Source organism: Pseudomonas neuropathica, from assembly GCF_051174785.1.
GTDB lineage: Bacteria > Pseudomonadota > Gammaproteobacteria > Pseudomonadales > Pseudomonadaceae > Aquipseudomonas > Aquipseudomonas neuropathica_A.
In genome coordinates this window covers 4,481,067-4,506,759 of record NZ_CP195111.1, presented here as the reverse complement: position 1 = coordinate 4,506,759, position 25,693 = coordinate 4,481,067, and the positions used below count along the sequence as shown (strand labels likewise).

At 59.4% G+C, this 25,693-nt stretch carries 18 protein-coding genes; 15 read left to right on the top strand and 3 right to left on the bottom strand.

The window, feature by feature from the left end; translation table 11 throughout:
* Positions 1 to 269: 269 nt before the first annotated feature.
* On the bottom strand, positions 270 to 1,409 hold the full coding sequence (locus tag ACRRSD_RS20265; protein ID WP_435034967.1) for a polysaccharide deacetylase family protein: 1,140 nt from the start codon (positions 1,407 to 1,409) through the stop codon (positions 270 to 272).
* A gap of 313 nt (positions 1,410 to 1,722) precedes the next feature.
* Between ACRRSD_RS20265 and yaaA the strand changes: the two genes are divergently transcribed.
* The 13 genes from yaaA to ACRRSD_RS20200 all read left to right on the top strand — a co-directional run bounded on the left by yaaA (position 1,723) and on the right by ACRRSD_RS20200 (position 20,178).
* A complete protein-coding gene (gene yaaA, locus ACRRSD_RS20260; protein ID WP_435034965.1) occupies positions 1,723 to 2,502 on the top strand; it encodes a peroxide stress protein YaaA in 780 nt (259 codons plus the stop codon).
* A gap of 810 nt (positions 2,503 to 3,312) precedes the next feature.
* A complete protein-coding gene (locus ACRRSD_RS20255; protein ID WP_007914305.1) occupies positions 3,313 to 4,629 on the top strand; it encodes a nucleotide sugar dehydrogenase in 1,317 nt (438 codons plus the stop codon).
* 87 nt (positions 4,630 to 4,716) lie between these two features.
* Positions 4,717 to 6,198, top strand: a complete 1,482-nt coding sequence (gene alg8, locus ACRRSD_RS20250) for a mannuronan synthase (protein WP_007914304.1) — start codon at positions 4,717 to 4,719, stop codon at positions 6,196 to 6,198.
* A 35-nt stretch (positions 6,199 to 6,233) separates the two neighbouring features.
* Positions 6,234 to 7,403, top strand: coding sequence for a PilZ domain-containing protein (locus ACRRSD_RS20245; RefSeq protein WP_435034962.1), 1,170 nt, complete (start codon positions 6,234 to 6,236; stop codon positions 7,401 to 7,403).
* A 15-nt stretch (positions 7,404 to 7,418) separates the two neighbouring features.
* The gene (gene algK / locus ACRRSD_RS20240; RefSeq protein WP_435034960.1) at positions 7,419 to 8,921 is read left to right on the top strand and encodes an alginate biosynthesis TPR repeat lipoprotein AlgK; all 1,503 of its coding nucleotides are present in this window, start codon (positions 7,419 to 7,421) and stop codon (positions 8,919 to 8,921) included.
* Entirely contained in the window at positions 8,918 to 10,399 is a 1,482-nt protein-coding gene (locus ACRRSD_RS20235; protein WP_435034958.1) for an alginate export family protein, read from the top strand. The genes algK and ACRRSD_RS20235 overlap by 4 nt, the downstream gene beginning before the upstream one ends.
* A gap of 26 nt (positions 10,400 to 10,425) precedes the next feature.
* Positions 10,426 to 11,997: a mannuronan 5-epimerase AlgG gene (gene algG / locus ACRRSD_RS20230; protein ID WP_435034956.1), complete on the top strand. Its 1,572-nt coding sequence runs from the start codon at positions 10,426 to 10,428 to the stop codon at positions 11,995 to 11,997.
* Between the two features lie 10 nt (positions 11,998 to 12,007).
* On the top strand, positions 12,008 to 13,468 hold the full coding sequence (locus tag ACRRSD_RS20225; protein ID WP_435034955.1) for an alginate O-acetyltransferase: 1,461 nt from the start codon (positions 12,008 to 12,010) through the stop codon (positions 13,466 to 13,468).
* An 8-nt stretch (positions 13,469 to 13,476) separates the two neighbouring features.
* The gene (locus ACRRSD_RS20220) at positions 13,477 to 14,601 is read left to right on the top strand and encodes a mannuronate-specific alginate lyase (RefSeq protein ID WP_435034953.1); all 1,125 of its coding nucleotides are present in this window, start codon (positions 13,477 to 13,479) and stop codon (positions 14,599 to 14,601) included.
* A gap of 488 nt (positions 14,602 to 15,089) precedes the next feature.
* Positions 15,090 to 16,655 carry an MBOAT family O-acyltransferase gene (locus ACRRSD_RS20215; protein ID WP_435034952.1) on the top strand — a complete coding sequence of 522 codons (1,566 nt, stop codon included), beginning with the start codon at positions 15,090 to 15,092 and terminating at the stop codon, positions 16,653 to 16,655.
* Positions 16,656 to 16,665: 10 nt separating this feature from the next.
* Positions 16,666 to 17,841: an alginate O-acetyltransferase gene (locus tag ACRRSD_RS20210; protein ID WP_435034951.1), complete on the top strand. Its 1,176-nt coding sequence runs from the start codon at positions 16,666 to 16,668 to the stop codon at positions 17,839 to 17,841.
* Positions 17,842 to 17,855: 14 nt separating this feature from the next.
* Positions 17,856 to 18,512, top strand: a complete 657-nt coding sequence (locus tag ACRRSD_RS20205; RefSeq protein WP_038357614.1) for an alginate O-acetyltransferase AlgF — start codon at positions 17,856 to 17,858, stop codon at positions 18,510 to 18,512.
* A gap of 214 nt (positions 18,513 to 18,726) precedes the next feature.
* On the top strand, positions 18,727 to 20,178 hold the full coding sequence (locus ACRRSD_RS20200; RefSeq protein WP_077571209.1) for a mannose-1-phosphate guanylyltransferase/mannose-6-phosphate isomerase: 1,452 nt from the start codon (positions 18,727 to 18,729) through the stop codon (positions 20,176 to 20,178).
* 84 nt (positions 20,179 to 20,262) lie between these two features.
* Here the strand turns inward: ACRRSD_RS20200 and ACRRSD_RS20195 are convergent, their stop codons facing one another.
* Positions 20,263 to 23,094 (bottom strand): RHS repeat domain-containing protein, encoded by a 2,832-nt coding sequence (locus tag ACRRSD_RS20195; RefSeq protein ID WP_435034948.1) that lies wholly within the window; start codon positions 23,092 to 23,094, stop codon positions 20,263 to 20,265.
* Between the two features lie 182 nt (positions 23,095 to 23,276).
* Here ACRRSD_RS20195 and ACRRSD_RS20190 point away from each other — a divergent pair, with 182 nt between their 5' ends.
* The gene (locus tag ACRRSD_RS20190) at positions 23,277 to 23,741 is read left to right on the top strand and encodes a multidrug transporter (protein ID WP_435034946.1); all 465 of its coding nucleotides are present in this window, start codon (positions 23,277 to 23,279) and stop codon (positions 23,739 to 23,741) included.
* A gap of 36 nt (positions 23,742 to 23,777) precedes the next feature.
* A complete protein-coding gene (locus ACRRSD_RS20185) occupies positions 23,778 to 24,602 on the top strand; it encodes an SDR family oxidoreductase (RefSeq protein ID WP_435034944.1) in 825 nt (274 codons plus the stop codon).
* Positions 24,603 to 24,719: 117 nt separating this feature from the next.
* Here ACRRSD_RS20185 and ACRRSD_RS20180 read toward each other — a convergent pair whose 3' ends face one another.
* The gene (locus ACRRSD_RS20180; protein ID WP_435034942.1) at positions 24,720 to 25,601 is read right to left on the bottom strand and encodes a LysR family transcriptional regulator; all 882 of its coding nucleotides are present in this window, start codon (positions 25,599 to 25,601) and stop codon (positions 24,720 to 24,722) included.
* Positions 25,602 to 25,693 lie beyond the last annotated feature (92 nt).

Below are 25,693 nucleotides of genomic sequence, written 5' to 3'. Positions count from 1 at the left end.
GAAATCTCACCTGCGGAGATTCAAGTGACTGCAAACAAACGGGTCTTGGAAGACGCCACCTGTGTTGCAGGTTTCGGCGGTCTGTCTTCGTAATACTCCAAAACCGATGACATAAAAAAGTACTTTGACGGTTTTTTTAAGTTTATTTTGCAGAGTGACGAAAAGCCCTTGGCGGACTGTCCATAGCCCGCTAAAGTCGGAAGTCCGCCTGCACCGAAATCCCGTAAAAAATCGCCCCAAGCCCAATGTTTCCGGGCTTTTGCCGTTTCTCAGCGAAACGCGTCCTGACAGTCTTCCCAGCCGATACCGCTCTGCGCGGTTTGCGTGATCAACCACGGCAACGAAGTCTTCACCGCGTCCTGTTTCATGTTGAAATTGATCACCCCGTGGCGCCACAACAGCATCAGGGTCAGCACCCGCTGCGCGCTCGCTGAGCCCTTGAGTTTGCCCGCGCCGTCCTGGGCGTCGATGTCCCATAACGCGACTTGCAGGCCCTGGGTGTTGAAGAAACCTTGGGCGTCGCTGCGCCGCTGACCTTCCGGCGGGCGGAACAGCGGCACGTAATTCTCCGGCAATTTGCTCTTCACCAGATCAGCGCTGCGCCGCACCGAGTCCTGCCAGTCCTGCCAGTGGCTGTGGGAACGGAACTCCCAACCCTGCACGCCGACGCATTGTTTCGAGAACCCGGCTTGCAGGCTGCTCACGGAGCGATCGGCCAGCCGCGCCTGAATATCCTTGCCCAACACAAAGAACGTGCCGCTCAGGTTCGACTTGCGCAGATATTCGGTGAGCCAGTCGGTGTTGTCCGGTTGCATGTTGGCAGCGCTGTCGAAGGTCAGCAGAAACAGCCGGTCATGCATCTCGTCGCCATTGCGCTCGTAGTCGCCGAAACGATCGACTTCACTGCTGGTCTGCGGGAATAACGCGGCCTTGCGCATCAATTCGTCCAAATACTGCAGATGAAAGATCCGGCTCGGCTCGGCCCACTTTGTGTAATAGCTGTCGTCGCTGACCACAAACTTGGCAGCTTGCTCACGCAGGGTCGGCAGGTCTTCGACGAGGAAACAGAACGAGGCGTCCTGATCACAGCTTTGCTGGGCGTAGTTGTAGTTGGCCAACAGCCGCTGCCAGAGACGTTGACGCAGGCTATTGACCGCATCGATGTTGATCGTGCGCAGGCCCAGACGCTGAGCCAACGCGGCTTCGTCCATCGATTCGGTACCGAGCAGACCACGGGCGAACATCAGGATTTCTGCCCGTGAGGCGACGTCAAACAGCGTCGGATTGCTGAGCTGCTCTGGCCAGGTGCTGCGATCCAGCGTCGCCACATCACCCGGCGCCGCCACGGCACCAAAGCTCAACAGCCACGCGGTGAATAAAAGAACAATGCGCAAAAGGGATGTCTCCATAACAAAACCCGCGCGGCACTATAGCTGATGTGCAAGGCTGAAGGACGCCGCCCTCACCCCAGCCCTCTCCCGGGGGGAGAGGGAGCCGATCTTCATTGATTTCAAAATTTGAGTTCAACTCGATTGATCATGTCGGCGTAAATCGACAGTACAACTCGGTCAGCCCCCTCTCCCTCCGGGAGAGGGCTGGGGTGAGGGAAAAATTCCACCAGCCGTCGCAAATGCCCAAGCTTCCCCACACCTATTACCCCCATAGCTGGAGTCAACCGCGCCAACCCCCTAGAATCGCCCCACGATTAAAGGAGACGACTTCATGCTGATGGTGATTTCCCCCGCCAAGACCCTCGATTACGAAACACCGCCGGCGACCCAGCGCTTCACACAGCCGCAATACCTCGACCATTCCCAGGAACTGATCCAGCAACTGCGCGAGCTGACGCCGGCGCAAATCAGCGAACTGATGCACGTGTCCGACAAGATCGGCGGGCTCAACGCCGCGCGTTTCGGCAGCTGGACACCCGCGTTCACCCCGGACAACGCCAAGCAGGCGCTGCTCGCGTTCAAGGGCGACGTCTATACCGGTCTCGACGCGCAATCCTTCAGCGAAGCCGACTTCGATTACGCGCAAAAACACCTGCGCATGCTCTCCGGCCTCTATGGCTTGCTGCGCCCGCTCGACCTTATGCAACCGTATCGCCTGGAAATGGGCACCAAACTGGCCAACGCTCGTGGCAAAGACCTGTACGCCTTCTGGGGCACGCGCATCAGCGAATGGTTGAATGAAGCGCTGGTCGATCAGGGCGACGACGTGCTGCTCAACCTTGCGTCTAACGAGTACTTCTCGGCAGTGAAACGCACAGCCCTGAATGCGCGGATCATCAACACCGAGTTCAAGGATCAGAAGAACGGCCAGTACAAGATCATCAGTTTCTACGCGAAGAAAGCACGTGGGCTGATGAGCCGTTTCGTGATTCAGGAAAAAATCAACGATCCGGCCCTGCTCAAGCAGTTCGATGTGCAGGGTTATCGTTACAGTAACGAGCAGTCGAAGCCGGACAATCTGGTATTTTTGCGCGATCACGCCCCCGAATAAAGCATGCCCAATGCACGACTCGTTATATAAAGAGTCGTGCAGCTCGCACGATGTCAAAAAACCCTCGCTACATTTCGCCATTTTACTGGCGCCAGAAAATCATCCCTGCCTTTTCTAAGATTAGTTTCACTCGACACTGATCATTTTTTTCAGTAGTGGCACTTGATTTTTTTCACTGTAGTGGCACAAAACTATCTAATGTGATTATTCGCCTGTTAATAAAGGTCGAAAACGAAAGTGCTATCAAATTGAGATTAGTGCCATCTCTGACAATATTTCAAGAAATTTCAGATTTCGCGATGAGCGGACAGGAACTTCGTCCGAATGCATAGCTCATACCACCGGTAACGATTCTCGCCGAGTTTGTACGAGATAACTTACGCAGAGCTGATAGCCATGTAACCAAGTTGTCACAGCAACTTGCCTGGATGACTAACTAGTCTCAAAACAGACGATGGACAGGAGATACGCACCATTTATATCCCCTACAAAGGCCATGGCCGCGCCCTTATAAACGTGCTCACCTGAGCACCCAACCGCTTGATTTACGGGACTTTCATCCTGACATCGAGCGCGCAAGACGATTGCACAAGAGTCTTCTATCAAGAAGATCGGCTGCATAACAGGGCAAGTCATAACAACAAGGCCTGGTTGCGCACATCTTGAGTGCACTTATTTAGACACTCGAAACTTAGTATGCCTGCACACGGCATTGTGGCGCCTGTATGCCGCACTTTCGAGTGCACTAATGAACGCTGAACACCATTAACTCCGGCCCTCTAAGGCCTGATATATACAGAGGTAATTGCGATGCGCATCAGCATATTTGGTTTGGGTTACGTTGGCGCAGTATGTGCCGGTTGCCTGTCTGCACGGGGCCATGACGTAGTTGGCGTCGATGTTGCCAAAGACAAGATCGACATGATCAACGCCGGCAAATCGCCGATTGTAGAACCGGGCCTGGGCGAACTTCTGCAACAGGGTATTCAGACCGGTCGCCTGCGTGGCACGACCAACTTCGCCGAGGCGATTCGTGACACTGACCTGTCGATGATCTGCGTCGGTACGCCGAGCAAAAAGAACGGCGACCTCGAACTGAATTACATCGAAGCGGTATGCCGCGAGATCGGTTTTGTTCTGCGTGAAAAAACCACCCGCCATACCATCGTCGTACGCAGCACCGTACTGCCGGGCACTGTTGCCAACGTGGTGATCCCGATTCTCGAAGATTGCTCGGGCAAGAAAGCCGGCGTCGACTTCGGCGTTGCGGTCAACCCTGAGTTCCTGCGTGAATCCACCGCTATTGCCGACTACGACCTGCCACCGATGACCGTTATCGGCGAGTTCGACAAGGCCTCGGGCGACGTTCTGCAATCGCTGTACGAAGAGCTCGACGCACCGATCATCCGCAAGGACATCGCCGTTGCCGAGATGATCAAGTACACCTGCAACGTCTGGCACGCGACCAAAGTGACCTTCGCCAACGAGATCGGCAACATCGCCAAAGCGGTCGGCGTCGATGGTCGTGAAGTGATGGAAGTGGTCTGCCAGGACAAGACCCTCAACCTGTCCCAGTACTACATGCGCCCGGGCTTCGCCTTCGGCGGTTCGTGCCTGCCGAAAGACGTGCGTGCGCTGACCTACCGCGCCGGTTCCCTGGACGTCGAAGCGCCGCTGCTCAACTCGCTGATGCGCAGCAACGAATCGCAAGTGCAGAACGCCTTCGACATCGTTGAAAGCCACGACAAACGCAAAGTCGCCCTGCTCGGTCTGAGCTTCAAGGCCGGTACCGACGACCTGCGCGAAAGCCCGCTGGTAGAACTGGCCGAGATGCTGATCGGCAAGGGTTACGACCTGAGCATCTACGACAGCAACGTCGAGTACGCCCGCGTTCACGGCGCGAACAAGGACTACATCGAGTCGAAGATCCCCCACGTATCGTCGCTGCTCAACGCGGACTTCGATTCGGTGATCGACAACTCCGACGTGATCATCCTCGGCAACCGCGACGAGAAGTTCCGCCCGCTGGCACAGCAAGCGCCGCACGGCAAGCAGGTCATCGACCTGGTCGGCTTCATGGCCAAAGCCACCGACGCTGGTACGCGCACCGAGGGTATCTGCTGGTAATGCAGACCTAAGCGACAAGCTCCGAGCTGCAGGACTTGCAGCTCGAAGCTTGCAGCTTGAAGCCTCCCTTACCTTCGGATGACGCTGATGAGCAAGCTCAAACATTTTTTTCTGCAATCAGCCGGCTGGCTTTTTTATCTCAGTCTGCTGATGGGCCTGGCCTTGATGCTGCCCACGTCCACATTCGACTCCGAGTCGAAGGACTTCATTTTCCTGATTGGCGCCGTGGGTATCTGGCGCTACTCGATGGGTGCAACGCACTTTGTGCGCGGCATGATTTTTCTCTACATCGTTTACCCGCACCTGCGCCGCAAAGTGCGCAAGCTGGGTAAGGCGGCGGACCCGTCGCATGTGTTCCTGATGGTCACCAGTTTCCGTATCGACGCGCTCACCACCGCGCAGGTCTACAGCTCGGTGATCCGCGAAGCCATCGACTGCGAACTGCCGACCACCGTGGTCTGCTCCATCGTCGAAATGTCCGATGAGCTGCTGGTCAAGGCGCTGTGGGCACGGATGAATCCGCCCGACCGCGTCAAGCTCGACTTCGTGCGCATTCCCGGCACCGGCAAACGTGATGGCCTGGCCTATGGTTTCCGCGCGATCTCCCGTCACCTGCCGGACGACCGCGCCGTGGTGGCCGTGATCGATGGCGACACCGTGCTCGGTGAAGGCACCGTGCGCAAGACCGTGCCGTGGTTCCAGCTGTTCGGCAACGTCGGCGGCCTGACCACCAACGAGTTCTGCGAAGTGCGCGGCGGCTACATCATGAGCGAATGGCACAAGCTGCGTTTCGCCCAGCGCCACATCAACATGTGCTCGATGGCCCTGTCCAAACGCGTACTGACCATGACCGGTCGTATGTCGGTGTTCCGCGCCACCGTGGTGACCAACCCGGAATTCATCGCCGACGTTGAAAGCGACTCGCTGCAACACTGGCGTCTGGGCCGTTTCAAGTTTTTGACCGGCGACGACAAGTCGAGCTGGTTCAGCCTGATGCGCCTCGGTTACGACACCTTTTACGTGCCTGACGCGGCGATCAACACTGTTGAACACCCGCCGGAAAAGAGCTTCATCAAGGCCAGCCGCAAACTGATGTTCCGCTGGTACGGCAACAACCTGCGCCAGAACTCGCGAGCGCTGGGCCTGGGTGTGAAACGTCTCGGCGCGTTCACCTCGGTGGTGCTGTTCGACCAACGCGTGTCGATGTGGACGTCCTTGCTCGGCCTGACCGTGGCGCTCATCGCCAGCTTCAAGTACGGCACCGCGTTCATCCTGGTCTACCTGCTGTGGATCGGCATCACCCGCCTGATCCTGACCTTGCTGTTGTCGTGTTCCGGCCACCGGATCGGCCCGGCATATCCAGCGATTCTCTATTACAACCAGATCGTCGGTGCGCTGGTGAAGATCTACGTGTTCTTCCGCCTCGACCAACAATCCTGGACGCGCCAACCCACATCCCTGACCCGTGATCTCGCCAGCTTTCAACGTTGGTTCAACACCTGGTCGTCTCGGACCATGACCTTCTCCGCCGGCAGCATTTTCGTCGCCGTGCTGCTGATGATGGTCTGACCCGCCCCTATTGAATTAACAAGGAAATCGCCCCTATGAATACCGCCGTCAACGCCAACGTAGTGCATGAATCCGAAGCCCAGCGCCAACACGCCCGCGTGAAAATCCCGGCCAAACTGCGCTTCTTCGGCCCTGACCGGACACCGATCGAAGCGCGGGTCATCGACCTGTCCGCCGGTGGCCTGGCATTCAACGCCGGGCAACTGCCGCTGACCATCGGCGAGGTGTACAAGGCGCGTCTGCAATTTGTCATCGACAACCTCGGCCTGGCCATGGACGTTGAACTGCAAGTGCGTTCCTTCGACCGCCAGACCGGCCGCGCCGGTTGCCAGTTCCAGAACCTCGAGCAGCAGGACATTTCCACCCTGCGCCACCTGATCACTTCGCACCTGGCCGGCGACATCGTCAGCATTGGCGAAGTGCTGGCGACCCTGCAGCGCGACAACTTCACCAAAGCACGCAAGGTCAAGGACGGCGGCTCCGGCATGACCCCGTTCGGGCGCCTGAAAGCGGTGACGTTCAGCGCCGGCATCTTCGCGGTCGGCCTGGTCGCGGCGGGTTTCATTTTCAAATCGGTATACGGCATGTACTTCGTCAGCCACGCGCAGGCCGGTCTGGTCAGCGTGCCGGGGATGAACATCACCATGCCGCGCGACGGCACCGTGCAGAGCCTGATCAAATCCGACGGCGTTGCCGCCAAAGGCGCGCCACTGGCGACCTTCAGCACCAGCATGCTCGATGTGCTCAAGGGCCATCTGGAAGAGGATCAATTGTCGCCGGCCAAGGTTGAAGAACTGTTCGGCAAGCAAATGACCGGCACCCTGACTTCGCCGTGCGATTGCACCGTGGCCCAGCAACTGGTCGCCGACGGTCAATACGCGAGCAAGGGCGACGTGATCTTCCAACTGGTGCCGCGCAACACCCAGGCCACCGTCGATGCACGCTTCTCCTATCGCCAGTTCGGCGACGTGCGTCCGGGCACCCCGGTGAGCTTCCAGATCGCCGGCGAAGACAAGACCCGCACCGGCAAGATCGTCAGCAGCACCAGCCTGAAAAGCGCCGACCTGTCTTCCGATATCCGCGTACAGATCCAGCCTGACGAGCCGCTCGACAGCAGCCTCGCCGGCCGCCCGGTGGAAGTGAACAGCGACCGTGGCCCGAACCTGAACTGGCTGATCGACAAAGCCATGGCTGCCGGTCTTTAAGTCGAGGACATGCCTGTGACTACTCCTATCTTCAACACACCGCCAACCCTGTGGGAGCGAGCCTGCTCGCGAAAGGGTCAGCACGGTTTGTCTGATGTACCGAGTCGACTGCTTCGCGAGCAAGCTCGCTCCCACATGGGTTTGATGGTGTGCTCGCTGGCTTTGGCAGTCTCTCTGGCCGGTTGCGCCGGCCTGCCCGATCAGCGTCTGGCCAACGAAGCGCTCAAGCGTGGCGACACTGCCACCGCCGCGCAGAACTATCAGCAACTGGCCGATCTGGGTTACAGCGAGGCACAAGTCGGCCTCGCCGACATCCAGGTCGACAGCCGAGACCCCGAGCAAATGAAACAGGCCGAGGCGACTTACCGCGCCGCCGCCAGTGTTTCGCCGCGTGCTCAGGCACGCTTGGGTCGCCTGCTGGTGGCCAAGCCGGGTTCCACCGAAGCCGAGCACCACGAAGCCGAAACTCTGCTGAAAAAAGCCGCCGCCAATGGCGAAGGCAACACGTTGATCCCGCTGGCGATGCTCTATCTGCAATACCCGCACAGCTTCCCCAACATCAACGCGCAGCAGCAGATCGATCAGTGGCGCAAATCCGGCTACCCGGAAGCCGGTCTGGCGCAGGTGCTGCTGTATCGCACCCAAGGCACCTACGACCAGCACCTGGATGACGTCGAAAAGATCTGCAAAGCCGCGCTCAACACCACCGACATCTGCTACGTCGAACTGGCCACGGTCTATCAGAAACGTGCCCAGCCAGAACAGCAAGCCGAGCTGATCAAGCAGATGCAGGCCGGTTACAGCCGTGGCACCGTCACCGCGCAGCGCGTCGATTCCGTGGCCCGTGTTCTGGCCGATTCGACCCTGGGCAAGACCGACGAAAAAACCGCGCAGTCGCTGCTCGAGCCGATCGCTCCGGGCTACCCGGCGTCGTGGGTGACCCTCGCGCAATTGCTTTACGACTACCCGGAACTGGGCGACGTCGACCAGATGATGAAGTACCTCGACAACGGCCGCGCCGCCGATCAGCCGCGCGCCGAACTGTTGCTGGGCAAGCTCTACTACGAAGGGAAAATGGTCCCGGCCGACGCCAAAGTCGCCGAGGAACATTTCCAGAAAGCCGTCGGCCGCGAAGTCGCCGCCGACTACTACCTCGGCCAGATCTATCGCCGTGGTTACCTGGGCAAGGTCTATCCGCAGAAGGCTCTCGACCACCTGTTGACCGCTGCGCGCAACGGCCAGAACAGTGCCGACTTCGCCATCGCGCAACTGTTTTCCCAAGGCAAGGGCACCAAGCCCGACCCGCTCAACGCCTACGTGTTCAGCCAATTGGCCAAGGCACAAAACACCCCGCAAGCCGATGAGCTGGCGACCACCCTCGCCGCGCAATTGCCGCCCGAGCGTCTGGCCGAAGCGCAACGTCTGCTGCAACAAGAGCAAGCCAGCCGTGGCGCTCTGAACCCGAACACGCTGCAACTGCACGCCCTGCAAGAAGAAGACGGCGAGGAAAAATTATGAAGCTGAATCCATTCGTGAAGGCCGGCATTGGCCTCTCGTTCGCGCTGATCTGGTCTTGCCCGACACTGGCCGCGATGACTGAAACCAAGAACTTCGGCCTGGAAGTGAAAGTCACCGGCCAGTCCGAAGACGACCGTGACCTCGGCACCGCCGGTGGCGGCGACGTCAACGGCGTCGGCCTCGACCTGCGTCCGTGGATCTACGGCGAAAGCGGCGCGTGGAGCGCCTACGCCATGGGCCAGGCCGTGACCTCGACCGACATCATCGAAACGGACACCCTGCAACAATCCGACGGTGAACAAGCCACCGACAACAGCGATCGCAAAACCAAGAAAAACTATCTGGCGATGCGCGAGTTCTGGGTCGGCTACAGCGGCCTCACTCCGTACCCGGGCGAGATGCTCAAGTTCGGTCGCCAGCGCCTGCGCAACGACGACGGCCAATGGCGCGACACCAACATCGAAGCGCTGAACTGGACCTTCGACACCACCCTGTTGCGTGCCAACGCCGGTGTTGCCGAACGCTTCAGTGAATACCGCACCGACCTGAAAGAGCTGGCGCCGAAAGACAAGGATCGCCTGCATGCTTACGCCGATGCGGCCTATCAGTGGACGCCGGGCAACTGGGTCGGCATTCGCGGTCATCACACCCACGACGACGGCAAACTCGATTATGCCGAACCGGGCGTACCGCGCGATTCGCTGGATAAAACCGAGAACGGCGACATCAGCTGGCTCGGCCTGACCGCCGACAGCGACGCCTACAACTGGCGCAACACCAACACCGTCAACTACTGGGGCAGCATCACCGGCATGAGCGGCGACCGCGACACGGTCAACGCCCTGAATGCCGACGGTTCGCGTCCGGCGCAAGCCAAGCGCAGCGATGACGTCAACGGCTGGGCCACCGACATCGGTGTGCGCCTGCGCCTTGATCCGCAATGGCAAGTCGGCGGTGCGTATGCCCGCGCCAGCGCCGATTACGAGCAGACCGGTCTGGAGAGCAACCGCTCCAACTACACCGGTACGCGCTCGCGTGTGCACCGTTTCGGCGAAGCCTTCCGTGGCGAAATGAACAACATGCAGACCGCGACCCTGTTCGGTTCGTGGATGGTCAACGACGAGTACGACGCCAGCCTGATCTACCACAAGTTCTGGCGTGTCGACGGCAACAAGCCGGTGGGCAGCAACGGCATCAACGCCGTGGAAAACAACACCGACGACGCCACCGGCGCGATCCTCTCCAGCACTTCGCTGCCGCTTGAAGACGGCAACAAGGATCTGGGTCAGGAGATGGACCTGGTCGTCACCAAGTACTTCAAGCAAGGCCTGTTGCCGGCGGCGCTGAGCCAGTCGATCGACGAGCCTTCGGCCCTCGTGCGTTTCCGTGGCGGTGTGTTCAAACCGGGCGATGCCTACGGCAAGCAGGTTGATTCGTACATGCACCGCGCGTTCATCGACGTGATCTGGCGCTTCTGATGCAAACCGCCAAGGGAGTGCCCGACATGATCAGCACCAGGACAGGCTCACTCAGCCTGCTGGCCGGCGCGATGCTGCTGGCCAGCGCCAGCGCCTTCGCGACTGTGGAGCCGGTTAAGCCGGTGACCACCGCGAAAGAGCTGCAACAAGCCAAGACCTACACCGTCAGCAGCGCGCCGACCGAAGCGCTGAATCTGGCCGCGCCGAAACTGCCGGACATTTCCGGCTACACCGCCGACGCCGCTGCGGCGAAAATCGTCCGCAGCAAACCGGGCAAGATCAGCGTGCGCCGGATGATGCAGGAAGACGCGCTGAAGGACTTTATCGGCGGCGACAACAAAATGGCCGAATGGGTGGTGCGTCAGCACGGCATCCCGCAGGCGATCTTCGTCGACGACGGCTACATGAACCTCAAGGACCTGGCGCAGAAACTGCCCAAGCAGTATTTCAGCGAGACCTCGCCGGGCGTGTACCTGTCGAAGCTGCCGATCGTGGTGGGCCGTAAAGGCATCCTCGAAATCGACGGCCAGACCCAGGAACTGCGCCTGTCGCAAGAGGCCGGTGCGTTCATGGTCAACGACGGTCAGTTGTTCGTGCGTGACACCAAAGTCACTGGCTGGCGCGAGAAGGAAAACGGCCCGGCGACCTTCCGTTCGCCGAAGGAATTTCGTCCGTTCCTGCTCGCTTGGGGTGGCACCGAGACCTACATCGTCAACAGCAAGATGGCCAGTTTCGGCTACGCCAACAGTAAGTCGTACGGCGTGAGTATTTCCCAGTACACGCCGAACATGGCCAAGGTGCTCAAGCGCCCTGAACCGACCGGCTGGATCGTCGGTTCCGAGTTCTCCGACATGTGGTACGGCTTCTACTGCTACGAGACCCGCGACTTCGTGGTCAAGGGCAACACCTACAAAGACAACATCGTTTACGGCATCGACCCGCACGACCGTTCCCACGGCCTGATCATTGCCGAGAACACTGTGCACGGCACGAAGAAAAAGCACGGGATCATTATTTCCCGTGAGGTCAACGACAGCTTCATCTTCAACAACAAAAGCTTCGACAACCACCTCTCGGGCCTGGTGATCGACCGGAACAGCGTCAACAACATCATTGCCTACAACGAGATCTACAAGAACCACACTGACGGCATCACCCTCTACGAGTCCGCCGACAACCTGCTGTGGGGCAACAAGGTCATCAGCAACAAGCGCCACGGCATCCGCATTCGTAACAGCGTGAACATCCGCCTCTACGAAAACGTCGCCATGGCCAACGGTCTGACCGGCGTCTACGGCCACATCAAGGATCTGACCGACACCGACCGTGACATCAAGCTCGACCCGTTCGATGCGCAGGTGTCGCTGATCGTCGTCGGCGGTGAACTGGCGGCCAACGGCAGCGGCCCGCTGTCGATCGATTCACCGTTGAGTGTCGAGCTGTATCGCGTGTCGATGCTGGCGCCGACCAAATCCAGCGGCATCAGCTTCAACGGCATCCTCGGCGAGCGCCAGGATGAAATTCTCGACCTGCTGGTGCGCCAGCAGAAAGCCGTGCTGATCGACCCTGTCGAACGCCAGACCGAAATGCAGGACTGAGGATAATTTTATGCACCCACACTTGATCAGATTACTCAGCCTGTCGGCCCTGACCGTGGGCATTCTCGCGGCCAGCAACGGCGCCCGCGCCGATGAAGGCACCGCCGCCACGCCGCCAAAGTTCAGCGCCGAACCGTGCTGCAACCTGTGCCCGGCCGCCCATGACGCGAAGAACTACACCACGCGTTATCAGCAGAACTTCACCACCCTGGTGCAGGCGCAAGGCGACTGGTTGTTCCGGACTCAGGAAGACCTGCGCACCGAGTTCAACACCACCCCGGCCGGCTACAAACGCCTGCAACAACTGCACGATGCGTTCAAGGCCAAAGGTGTCGAGCTGGTAATCGTTTACCAGCCGACCCGTGGCCTGGTGAACCGTAACAAGCTCAACCCGCAGGAAAAAGCCGCGTTCGATTACGAGAAAGCACTGGGCAACTACAAGACCATGCTCGGCCGTTTCGCCAAGATGGGTTACGTGGTACCGGACCTGTCGCCGCTGACCAACGAATCGCTGCCGGACACCCTGCCCGCCCACGATTTCTACTTCCGCGGCGACCAACACTGGACGCCATACGGTGCACAGCGCACGGCGAAAATCGTCGCCGAAAAGGTCAAGCAGATCCCGGCCTTCGCCGACATTCCCAAGCGTGAATTCGAAACCAAGCGCTCCGGGCGCATGGGCAAGACCGGCACCCTGCACAACATGGCCGGGCAACTGTGCGGCACCAGTTACGCGATCCAGTACATGGACCAGTTCACCACCGAGCCTAAGGGTGAAGCGGGTGACGGCGACCTGTTCGGCGATTCCGGCAACCCGCAAATTACCCTCGTGGGTACTTCGCACAGCGGCAAGAACTACAACTTCGCCGGCTTCCTCGAAGAGGCCATCGGCGCCGACATCCTCAACGTCGCCTTCCCCGGCGGTGGCCTGGAAGGTTCGATGTTGCAGTACTTGGGCAGCGACGAATTCCAGAAGACTCCGCCGAAGATTCTCATCTGGGAATTCTCGCCGCTGTACCGCCTCGATCAGGAAACCATCTACCGCCAGATGATGTCCCTTCTCGACAACGGCTGCGAAGGCAAAGACGCGCAAATGTCCGCGAGCACCACGCTCAAGCCGGGCAGCAAACAAGAACTGCTGGTCAACAGCAAGAACCTGAACCTGCAGAACAGCAGCCATCAGGTCGACATCCGCTTCGCCGACCCTTCGGTGAAAACCCTGCAAGCCACCCTCTGGTACATGAACGGTCGCCACGAGGACATCAAGATCGAGAAACCGGAAACCTCCGACACCGACGGTCGTTTCGCCTTTGAACTGCGCACGGACGAAGACTGGGCCTCGCAAAACCTGCTGGCGGTCGAAGTCCAGGGTCCGGAAGCGGGCACCGCGCCACAGAAAGTCGAAGCGAAAATCTGCAAACGCAACGTATTCCCGGGCGCTGGGCAACAAACCGCTCAGGTCGGGCAATGAGGTCTGCTATGCGAAACTCGAAACTGAAAACTCTTTTAGCGCCGACGCTGCTCGGGCTGGCGATCTTCGCCGGCACCGTGCAGGCCGCCGCGCCACTGCGTCCACCTCAGGGCTATTTCGCGCCTGTGGATAAATTCAAGACCGGTGACAAAAGCGAAGGCTGCGATGCGATGCCGGCGCCGTACACCGGGCCGCTGCAATTTCGCAGCAAATACGAAGGTTCGGACAAGGCCCGTTCGACCCTGAACGTGCAGTCGGAAAAAGCCTTTCGCGACACCACCAAAGACATCACCACGCTGGAACGCGGCACCGCCAAACGGGTGATGCAGTTCATGCGCGACGGTCGTCCGGAACAGCTCGAATGCACGCTGAACTGGCTGACCGCGTGGGCCAAGGCCGATGCGTTGATGTCGAAAGACTTCAACCACACCGGCAAGTCGATGCGCAAATGGGCGCTGGGCAGCATGGCCTCTTCGTACATTCGCCTGAAGTTCTCCGACTCGCATCCGCTGGCGCAGCATCAGCAGGAAGCGCAGTTGATCGAGGCGTGGTTCAGCAAAATGGCCGATCAGGTGGTCAGCGACTGGGACAACCTGCCGCTGGAAAAAACCAACAACCACTCGTACTGGGCCGCATGGTCGGTGATGGCGACGTCGGTCGCGACCAACCGCCGCGACCTGTTTGACTGGGCGGTGAAGGAATACAAGGTCGGCGCCAATCAAGTCGATGCCGACGGCTTCCTGCCGAACGAGCTCAAGCGCCAGCAACGCGCCCTCGCCTATCACAACTACGCCCTGCCGCCGCTGGCGATGATCGCCAGTTTTGCCCAGGTCAATGGTGTCGATCTGCGTCAGGAAAACAATGGGGCGCTGAAACGTCTCGGTGATCGGGTGTTGTCGGGGGTGAAAGACCCGGATGAATTCGAGAAGAAGAACGGCAAAGAGCAGGACATGACCGACTTGAAAGAGGACATGAAATTCGCCTGGCTCGAACCGTTCTGCACGCTCTACACCTGCCCGGCGGATGTGCTGGAGAAGAAGCACGGCATGCAGCCGTTCAAGACTTTCCGCCTCGGTGGGGATCTGACCAAGGTCTACGACCCGTCGCATGAAAAGGGCAACAAAGGCTCATAAAGCAAAAGCCCCTCACCCTAACCCTCTCCCAAAGGGAGAGGGGACTGACCGAGGTGGCTGTGCGAGTTACGCCGAAATGAAATACCGAGTCGATCTCAGATGTTGAAAAACAACCGAGATCAGGCTGCAAGGAAATACCGGGTCGATCTCAGGCGTTGAAAAACAATCGAGATCAGGCTGCAAGGAAATACCGAGTCGATCTCAGGCGTTGAAAAACAACCGAGATCAGGCTGCAAGGAAATACCGAGTCGATCTCAGGCGTTGAAAAACAACCGAGATCAGGCTGCAAGGAAATACCGGGTCGGTCTCCATTTTTGAAAACCATGGAGATCAGGCTCCCTCTCCCTCCGGGAGAGGGCGGGGGGTGAGGGGCGCGGTCTGAAGGCCTCCCCGAAACCTCAAGCAGACACGCATCACCCCTCCACTACCACGGGGGGTTTGGGGGGGCTTTGGCCCTTGACTGTTGGTTCAAACATGGAGAGATCGGGATGGTATTTTCATCCAACGTGTTCCTGTTTCTGTTCTTGCCGATCTTTCTCGGCTTGTACTACTTGAGCGGGCAACGCTATCGCAACCTGCTGCTGCTGATCGCCAGCTACGTGTTCTACGCCTGGTGGCGTGTGGACTTCCTCGCGCTGTTCGCCGCGGTCACGCTGTGGAACTACTGGATCGGCCTCAAGGTCGGTGCCGCCGGCGTGCGAACCAAACCGGCGCAGCGCTGGCTGTTGCTCGGTGTCGCAGTCGACCTGTGCATCCTCGGCTACTTCAAGTACGCCAACTTCGGCGTCGACAGCATCAACGCGATGATGACGTCGGTCGGTCTTGAGCCGTTCATCCTCACCCACGTGCTGCTGCCGATCGGGATCTCGTTCTACATCTTCGAGTCGATCAGCTACATCATCGACGTGTATCGCGGCGATACCCCGGCGACGCGCAACCTGATCGACTTCGCGGCATTCGTGGCGATCTTCCCGCACTTGATTGCCGGCCCGGTTCTGCGCTTCCGCGACCTCGCCGACCAGTTCAATAACCGCACGCACACCCTCGACAAGTTTTCCGAAGGCTGCACGCGGTTCATGCAGGGTTTCATCAAAAAGGTCTTCATCGCCGACACCCTCGCGGTGGTCGCTGACCATTGCTTCGCCCTGCAAAACCCGACCACCGGCGATGCCTGGCTTGGCGCGCTGGCGTACACCGCGCAGCTGTATTTCGACTTCTCCGGTTACAGCGACATGGCCATCGGTCTGGGCTTGATGATGGGTTTCCGTTTCATGGAAAACTTCAAACAGCCGTACATCAGCCAGTCGATCACCGAGTTCTGGCGTCGCTGGCACATCAGCCTGTCGACCTGGCTGCGTGACTATCTGTACATCACCCTCGGCGGTAACCGCAAAGGCACGCTGATGACCTATCGCAACCTGTTCCTGACCATGCTCCTCGGTGGTCTGTGGCACGGTGCGAACATCACTTACATCGTCTGGGGCGCCTGGCACGGCATGTGGCTGGCGATTGAAAAAGCGCTGGGCCTGAACACCTCGCCGCGCAGCCTCAACCCGATCCGCTGGGCACTGACCTTCCTGCTCGTGGTCATGGGCTGGGTGATCTTCCGTGCCGAGAACCTGCACGTTGCCGGTCGGATGTACGGCGCGATGTTCAGCTTCGGTGAATGGTCGTTGTCGGAACTCAATCAGGCCAGCCTCACCGGTCTGCAAGTGGCGACTTTGGTTGTGGCGTACGTGACGCTGGCGTTCTTCGGCCTGCGCGATCTGTACACCAACCAGCCACCGGCCAAGAGCAAGCCTGAAGTCAACGTCGAGGCCAACGGCCCTGCCACCGCGACTCCGGGGATGATCAAGGCCGCGCCTGGCGAAAACCCGGCGAGCATCCACGAGCCTGGCTACACCGTCGGCGTCGAAGCCCAAGTGCAACCGGCTTACTGGACGGCGGACTGGTCGCGCTACGTGATGCGCGGTCTGATCCTGCTGCTGTTCATCGCCTCGATTCTCAAACTCTCGGCGCAAAGCTTCTCGCCGTTCCTTTACTTCCAGTTCTGAGGGATCTGACATGACCCGCTCATTACGCATCTTCTACATCGCCCTGTTCCTGGTGACCCTGTTGGTCTTGGGTCTGTGGTCGGTTCGCAGCTTCTTCGGCTTCAGCACCAATGCCGATGCGACGGTACTCAACGGCCGCTGGACCAAAGCGGTGGAAACCCATTACGACGATGAATTCCCGATCAAGCGTCTGGGCACCAATCTCTGGGCTGCGCTGGATTTCAAACTGTTCAACGAAGGTCGTCCGGGCGTGGTTCTCGGTCGCGATCAGTGGTTGTACAGCGATGAGGAATTCAACCCGATCGTCAACGAAGAGCTGAACCTGCAAGGCAACTACGCGCTGGTCGAAGGCGTGCGCCAGACCCTCAAAGAGAAAGGCGTGAAACTGGTGATGGCGATCGTGCCGGCCAAGGTTCGTCTGTACCCGGAGCATCTGGGTGAAGTGAAACCGGCGAGCATCCACGAAAACCTTTATGAGGATTTCCACCACCGCGTCGCGGCGGACAAGATCCTCGCCCCTGACCTGCTCAAGCCATTGCAACAGGCCAAGCAGAACGGTCAGCAAGTGTTCCTGCGCACCGACACCCACTGGACGCCGGAAGGTGCCGAGATCGCCGCCAACACCCTGGCAAAAACCATCGCCGACAAGTTCCCGCTCAGCGGCGAGCCGCAGCGCTTCGTCACCACGCCAGCGGAGAAGGTCACGCACAAGGGCGATCTGCGCTTGTTCCTGCCGCTCGATCCGCTGTTTGAAAACCTGATGCCGGCGCAAGAGCCGCTGCAAAAGCGCAACACCGTCGCAGCCGGCGATCAGCCTGCCGGTGACGACGCGCTGTTCGCCAGCAATGAAGTGCCGGTGGCACTGGTCGGCACCAGCTACAGCGCCAACCCGAACTGGAACTTCGTCGGCGCGCTGAAACAAGCGCTGCACAGCGACGTGGTGAGCTACGCCGAAGATGGCCACGGCCCGATCCTGCCGATGCTCAGCTACCTGAAAAGCGATGACTTCAAGAACAGCCCGCCACAGGTGCTGATCTGGGAGTTTCCTGAACGTTATCTGCCTGTGAACAACGAAATCGGCGACGCCGACCCGCAGTGGGTCGCAGAGCTTAAACAAGCCGGCGCGCGCCAACAAAACGTAGCCATCAACACTAAATCCGAGACGCCCGATCGGGCGCAAAACTGAAAGAGAGGTACACCATGACTTTCACTACTACTCCTCGTCGTCTCGCTAAAAGCTTCGCACTGGTTGCTGGCCTCAGCGTGCTCTCCGTCCCTGCCTTTGCCGGTGGCGACGCCGCCCTGTACGGCCCGACTGCACCGAAAGGCTCGACCTTCGTGCGTATCTACAACGCCAGCAACGCTGAAGTCAGCGCCACCGTCGGCAGCACCAATCTGAGCGACGTTGCGCCATTGGCCAGCAGCGACTTCAGCTTCATGCCGGGCGGTGATTACAGCGCCAAGGTCGGCAGCCAGACCCTGCCGGTGAAACTCGCCGGTGACCACTACTACACCCTGGTCAACAACGCTTCCGGCGCGCCGCAACTGATCGAAGAGCCGCCGTTCAAGAACAAGCAGAAATCCCTGGTGCGCGTGCAGAACCTCAGCGACAAGCCGCTGACTCTGAAGACCGCCGACGGCAAGACCGACGTGGTGCCGAACGTGGCTGCCAAGGGCCGTGGCGAACGTGAAATCAACCCGGTGAAAGTCAGCCTGGCGCTGTACGAAGGTGACAAGAAAGTCGGCGACGTCAAACCGGTTGCCCTGGAGCGCGGTGAAGCAGCGGTGCTGTACGTCACCGGCAGCGGTAGCAGCCTGTCGCCAGTCTGGGTGAAACGCCCGGTATCGACTCGCTAATCATTTTTCCTGACTGACGCATATCCCCTGTGGGAGCGAGCTTGCTCGCGAAAGCGGTCTGACATTCAACAGATGTGTCGACTGATACGCCGCCTTCGCGAGCAAGCTCGCTCCCACAATGAATCGGGTTGTCAGTTTGGATACGAGACAAAAACAAGAGTGAAACGACACAGCGTTCGTGCCTCTAACCAATCGATTTTATGGAGTAAACAATATGATTCCGGTGATCTTGTCAGGTGGTAGCGGTTCGCGTCTCTGGCCGCTTTCGCGTAAGCAGTTCCCTAAGCAATTCCTCGCCCTGACCGGCGAACACACACTATTCCAGCAAACCCTCGAGCGCCTGGTGTTCGAAGGCATGGACACCCCGATCGTGGTCTGCAACAAGGATCACCGTTTCATCGTCAACGAGCAGTTGAGCAACCGCAATCTGGAATGCCAGCGCATCCTGATGGAACCGTTCGGCCGCAACACCGCCCCAGCCGTGGCGTTGACCGCGATGATGCTGGTCAATGAAGGTCGTGACGAACTGATGCTGGTGCTGCCGGCCGACCACGTACTGGAAGACCAGAAAGCCCTGCAACGCGCATTGGCTCTGGCCACCGTCGCAGCCGAAAACGGCGAAATGGTGCTGTTCGGCGTGCCGGCGACCAAACCGGAAACCGGTTACGGCTACATCAAATCCACCGGCGATTCGCTGCTGCCCGAAGGCGTCAGCCGCGTTTCGCATTTCGTCGAAAAACCTGACGTCAAACGTGCCACCGAGTACGTCGAGTCCGGCGGTTACTACTGGAACAGCGGCATGTTCCTGTTCCGCGCCAGCCGCTTCCTCGAAGAACTGAAAAAGCACGATCCGGACATCTACGACACCTGCCTGCTGACCCTCGAACGCAGCCAGCAGGACGCCGACACCATCACCTTTGACGAAGCCACCTTCGCCTGCTGCCCCGACAATTCCATCGACTACTCCGTCATGGAAAAAACCCAGCGCGCCTGCGTGGTGCCGCTGACCGCTGGCTGGAGCGATGTCGGTTGCTGGTCGTCTCTGTGGGAAGTCAACGAGAAAGACGCCAACGGCAACGTCACCAAGGGCGATGTGGTGATTCAGGACAGCAAGAACTGCATGATCCACGGCAACGGCAAACTGGTGTCGGTGATCGGCCTGGAAAATATCGTTGTGGTCGAAACCAAAGACGCGATGATGATCGCCCACAAAGACAAGGTTCAGGGCGTCAAGCAAATGGTCAACACGCTCAACGAGCAGGGCCGCAGCGAAACCCAGAACCACTGCGAAGTCTATCGTCCGTGGGGCTCGTATGACTCGGTGGACATGGGCGGGCGTTTCCAGGTCAAGCACATCTCGGTAAAACCGGGCGCGTGCCTGTCACTGCAGATGCACCACCACCGCGCCGAACACTGGATCGTGGTCAGCGGCACCGCTGAGGTGACCTGCGATGAAAACGTGTTCCTGCTCTGCGAGAACCAGTCGACCTACATCCCGATCGCCTCGGTGCATCGCCTGCGCAACCCGGGCAAGATCCCGCTGGAAATCATCGAAGTGCAGTCGGGTTCGTACTTGGGTGAAGACGATATCGAGCGCTTCGAAGATATCTACGGCCGCTCCACCCCGATTGAACGCGGCGTATCGGTGAAGACCATCGCCCAGTAACGATCGGCAACGTCCAGTAAAACAAGAAGCCCCCGTCCAGCCCACTGCGTCCCCTATCCGCAGCGGGTTGGGCGGGGGCTTTTTTCAGCCGAACGAATGTTGTCGGGTCAATTTCGACCGGGGGCCTCCTCCCAGCGATTGCTGCCTTCCTGCATATGGCGTCGGTGCGATCAATCCAATGAAGTCCTGAGTCCGTTCCAGCGCTTGAATGGTGCTCGATGTTTGCATTGAAAGCTCGGCAACCGTTTCGAAAAGCTCGGGATCTGAACTGCCGGCAGTCGCCAACTCGTTCACGATGGCTAACGTCCTGAACGTTGCCATGTCGATGTTTACCGGAATATGTTCGTAAGCTTCACTCAACGCCCCGGCATTCAAACCTCGCGAAGCATGGGCGAACTCCCGCCCCGTCTGGATCAGGCCCGGTGCCTCTGATCCCAGTTTGTCGGCGACTTTCTCCATTACTTTGTCCTCCACCTTGGTGCCAGCCATTTTCAGCAGACGTGATCGACCGTCGGCAGTGCGCGGATCATGGGCGGCCAACTGCAGTTTTACCTTGGCGAGACTGAGTTTCGTTTTTGGCTCCACGCTTTCAACGAACGCCTTCGGATTCATCTCGCTGCCCTTGAAGTTGATAGGGCGGTTCAACTGAAAGGTGTCCACGACCTTGTCGATGGCGGCGTTCGCCAGCGCAGTGCCAGCCTTCGCACCCAACTGCCCCCCGAGTGCCCCCACTGCCGGCCCCAATGTTCCCCCCAACGTTGCGCCTGCCGCACCACCCAACGCTTTAGCTCCAGTTCTGACCAGACTGCTGCCCAGTTGCGTCGTCACCCGCCTGGCCAGCGCCTGAAAGCGGTGCCGCGCCTGAGTGTGATTGAGTAATGAGTTTCTGACATCCGCAGCAGCCGAGGTCATGGACTCCAGCAGTGCCGTCTGCTTTTGCGCACTGTCAGCCAGCTCCGACGTATCGGTCTTTTCACCGCCGTCGCTGTCGGCATGCCGCATCGGTGAGTTACCGACCATCTGGTACAGATTCGGCCCGTCGATAAAACCTTTCGGGTCAGGATTCAACCAGCGCTGCAACCACGGCATGTAATAACGAAAACCATAGTAGTACAGACCCGTGGCATCACGCTCCTTGCCCGAATAACGCACAGTTTTGTAACTGATGTCGCTTTCCTCACTCCACGCGGTCGCCCCGAATGGATAGAAATGCTCGCGGCTGATCAATTGCGCATCTGCCGTCAGCTCCAGACTGATCGATCCCAGATGATCATTGAAACTGTAGCGATACTGATCGTTAACGCCTGCCGGCGGCGGACTCTCCCAGTGCAGAACACGAACACTGTTCAGGGCGGTCTGCACCGTGATGACTTGCAGCACCTCGCCGGTGCCGTTGTCAGTGCGTAATTCCAGCTCCGGGAGGTAGCGTACCTGCGCAACGACAGCACGAACCCTGGTCTGCAGCGACCGAATCTTGCGTACGCGCTGGCCAGCGCCGTCGTAGAGATAGACTTCGTGATCATCCGCACCGCAATCGCGTTGCACCGCTACGACCGCATCCAGTTGATTGCGCAGATTCCACTGCAACTGCCGGCCTTGATCCAGCAGCAGCAAGTTACCGCGAGCGTCGAACGCTGCGGCAATCTCTGCTTCGTCGGGGGGCACGCCATTGCGCCAGGGCAGGCAGCGGTTGCTGTAACGGCCAGCCTGCAGATCATGACCTGGACTCTGTGCGCCGACGTGGGTCAGCTTGAGCAGATTGCCGCCAGCGTCATAACCGTAGGTTTGTAAATAGTTGGCGATCGCTGTCGGGCCACCATCGCCCGGCCCCGCCTCCCATCCGCTGGCCTCGCTCAACTGGTAGAGGCTGTCGTAGGTGAAGCGGCTGATCGGTTCGATACGCTGGTTGGCGAAGTAGCGCACGGGCAGCGCCTTGTCTTCGATGCTCAGCACATTGCCTGTCCGGTCGTATTGGTACAGCAGATGCTGCAAGACCACGCCCTGACCGGTTTCGGCGTGACGCGTCATCAGACGCCCATCCTCTTGATGGTAGGTCAGCGCTGTCAGCACGCCATTGCCTGCCAGTTCCTGCGTGACCTGCCCTTCTGCGTTGTAGTGAATATCGCTGACCACCGCCCGCCGCTCTGTCTGATGGCTCAACTGCAGATGGCGGGCGCGCAAGCCTCCATCGAGGGTGAATTCACTGGCATGCCGGTTCCCCTTCGCATCGATCTGCTCGAGCACCACTCCGAGGGGCCCGAAACGCCAATGGGTCTTTGCGCCCTCACCGGGTTCGAGCAAACGCTGGCGCTCATCAATCGGCTCAGGCCAATCCGGGGAGACGGCTTCAAGGGTGAAATGCCGGGTACTTTCAACGCTCTCCCCAGTGATCGCGAAGGCCTCGAACAGCATGCTTCCCGCCGGGTCTTCGTGACGAATCAATTGGCCAAGCTGATTACGCGTCTGATCGGCAACACCCGGCTGACCATATCCAAAACGCTCGGCGCAACGGCGTGGTTGCAACTCGCCAGCTTCGAACACCGCCGTCGGCCGCAGTAACAGGTCATGTTCAATGTCCCGGCGGGTGCTTCGACTGTCCCAATCCATCAGCGTCTCTGAACCCAGACCGAACAGACTGATCTGCATCCCGCCGTCGACGCTGTTCGAGCGCAGAACCTGCCCGTTCAACAAGTAAACGGTGCTCAGGTTGGCCGGCGCTAGCGGATCATCGCTTTGCAGCGCCCACAATCGCGGGTCCCACTGCGTCACCGCGCGACCCGCCGCGTCGTGGGCCGTGCGATGGATGCGCGGTTCAGGTGCTTGATGAACATCGCAACGCCAGTAATCGATCCTGCGAACGGCCAGCCCGCGTGGGTCGTTCACTGCCAGCACCGGTGTTTTGCTGAACATGTCCATGTAGCTCACCCCGCTCGATAACCGCGTCCACTGCGCCTGCAATGATCTGAGCAGACGCGCAGCGAGGTGCCTACTGTCAGAAATTACAGTTCCGACCAACGGCTAAATCAGCCGCACAACAAATGTCCATTCCAGCGGGCCTTCGGTAGGATGGTGCGCACGAACTCACGGAGCGTTCCAACATGTTCATCGGCATTCTGCTGGTCATCACCTGGTTGATCCTGCTGTTGCGCTACCCGGCCAAAGCCTTGCCGGTTTCAGTGGCGGCGGCGATTGGCCTGGGCTTCGTGGCCATGTGGGTGGTGTGGCTGGACAACCGCGAGATCAAGCAACTGGCGCGCCTTGAGATGCGTATCGCCTACGCTCCCGAACAATGCCCGGCTGATCGTCCGCTGCAACTGAAAATGAAAAACGCCAACGACGTGCCCCTGACCGAACTGCGCTGGCGCATCGCCGCCTATGCGCCGGGCGACACAGTCAATCTGGCCGACAACCAATACACCGCCCCGCGCTATCGCGGCCCCGGCGAATTGCAGGCCGGCGGCGACTGGGAAGACTGCCTGCCGATACCGCCGCTGCGCCCCGGTTATCGCCCGCAAACCCTGGAGTTTCGCGCCGAGCGACTGCAGGGTAGTTTCTCCGACTGATCTCCTCCCTCAATTTTTCTGCACAAGGAATGCGCCATGCCCGTTGCGTTGATTACCGGTTGTTCCAGTGGCATCGGCCGCGCCCTCGCCGATGCGTTCAAAGCCGCAGGCTTCGAAGTCTGGGCCAGTGCGCGCAGGGCTGAAGATGTCGCGTTGCTGGCATCAGCCGGGTTCATCGCCGTGCAACTCGACGTCAACGACAATACGGCGCTGGAGCAACTCGGCGAGCGGATCAACCAGCAACACGGCGGCCTTGATGTGCTGATCAACAATGCAGGCTATGGCGCCATGGGGCCGCTACTCGATGGCGGTGTGCCGGCGATGCAACGGCAGTTCGAGACCAACGTGTTTTCGATTGTCGGCGTCACTCGCGCGTTGTTTCCGGTGCTGCGCCGGGCCAAGGGTCTGGTGGTGAATATCGGCAGTGTGTCCGGTGTGCTGGTCACGCCGTTTGCCGGTGCTTACTGCGCGTCGAAAGCGGCGGTGCATGCCTTGAGCGATGCTTTGCGCATGGAACTGGCGCCTTTCGGTATTCGCGTAATGGAGGTGCAACCGGGGGCGATTCAATCGAGTTTCGCCAAGAACGCAGGGCATGAAGCCGAGCAGCTGATCAATGAACAATCACCGTGGTTTCCACTGCGCGAAGGCATCCGTGCGCGGGCCAAGGCGTCGCAGGACAAGCCGACGCCGGCCAGTGAGTTTGCGGCGGTGTTGCTCAAGGCTGTGCAACAGAGCAAACCGCCGCGCTTGATCCGCATTGGTAATGGCAGCCGGGCGTTGCCCTTGCTGGCGGCGTTGTTGCCCAAGGGCTTGCTGGAATCGACGTTGATGAAGCGGTTCGGCTTGCGCGCAAAGCTCTGAGACCGGGTTGACGCTTTCGCAAGCAGGCTCGCTCCCACATTGGCTATCTGTCACACCGAAGATCTCCTGTGGGAGCGAGCTTGCTCGCGAAGAGGCCAGAAAATACACCTCAAACACTCAGCCCCACTCCTTCATGAAATCAATGAACGCCCGCACTTTCAGCGGCAAATGCCGGGTGTCCGGGTACAGCGCATAAACGCCTTGCGGCGCAAACCGGTAATCCACCAGCAAACGCTGTAACCGCCCGGCATCGAGATCGTCCTGAATCAGCCATTGCGGCAAAATCGCCACGCCTTGCCCGGTCAATGCAAACGCCCGCAGCGTCGCCGAGTTGTCCGCAACGATCGCGGTAGTTCCAGGCTTTGGCTGATAAAAATGCTCTTTACCGGCCGGATCGGTCACGGTCATTTCCGGTACCCGCCCATGCCCCAAAGTCGGCATCGACTCCAGCGTTGCCAGCGTGGCCACCGGCGCAAAGCGTTCGACCAACCCCGGTGCCGCCACTGCCAATACCTCGAACGTCGACAACTGCACCGCACGCAGATTGGAGTCGTGCATACGACCCAGACGAATCGCCATGTCAAACCGTTCGGAAATCAGATCGGCGTGGGTCGAAGATGTGGATAGATGAATGTTCAGCTGCGGTTGCTGCTGGCGAAACACTTCCAGCGCCGGCACCACCTGAGCCAAGGCAAACTCGACAGTCGTGGTGATGCGCAACGTGCCTTTGAGTTGCGCGTGCTCGGAACGCGCCTCTTCGATGGCCAGCCGCGCCTCATCCAGCGTACGCAGGCAGCGTCGATAAAAGCGCTCTCCGGCATCGGTCAGCGCCAGTTGCCGGGTGTTGCGCGTGAGCAAGGTCACGCCCAGTTCTTCCTCCAGGCGCTTGAGGTTGAAGCTGACCACCGCGCGCGTCTGCCCCAGCGTATCGGCAGCAGCGGTCAATGAACCGGCCTCGACCACGGCTTTGAAGGTGTCAAAACGATCAAGGCTGACCATATCCACAGTACTCTTTGTCAAAATAATTTTGACAAACTAGCAGCCAAACCAGCGTTTTCCTATGACCAAAAGATCCCTACCCTGCACGTCTC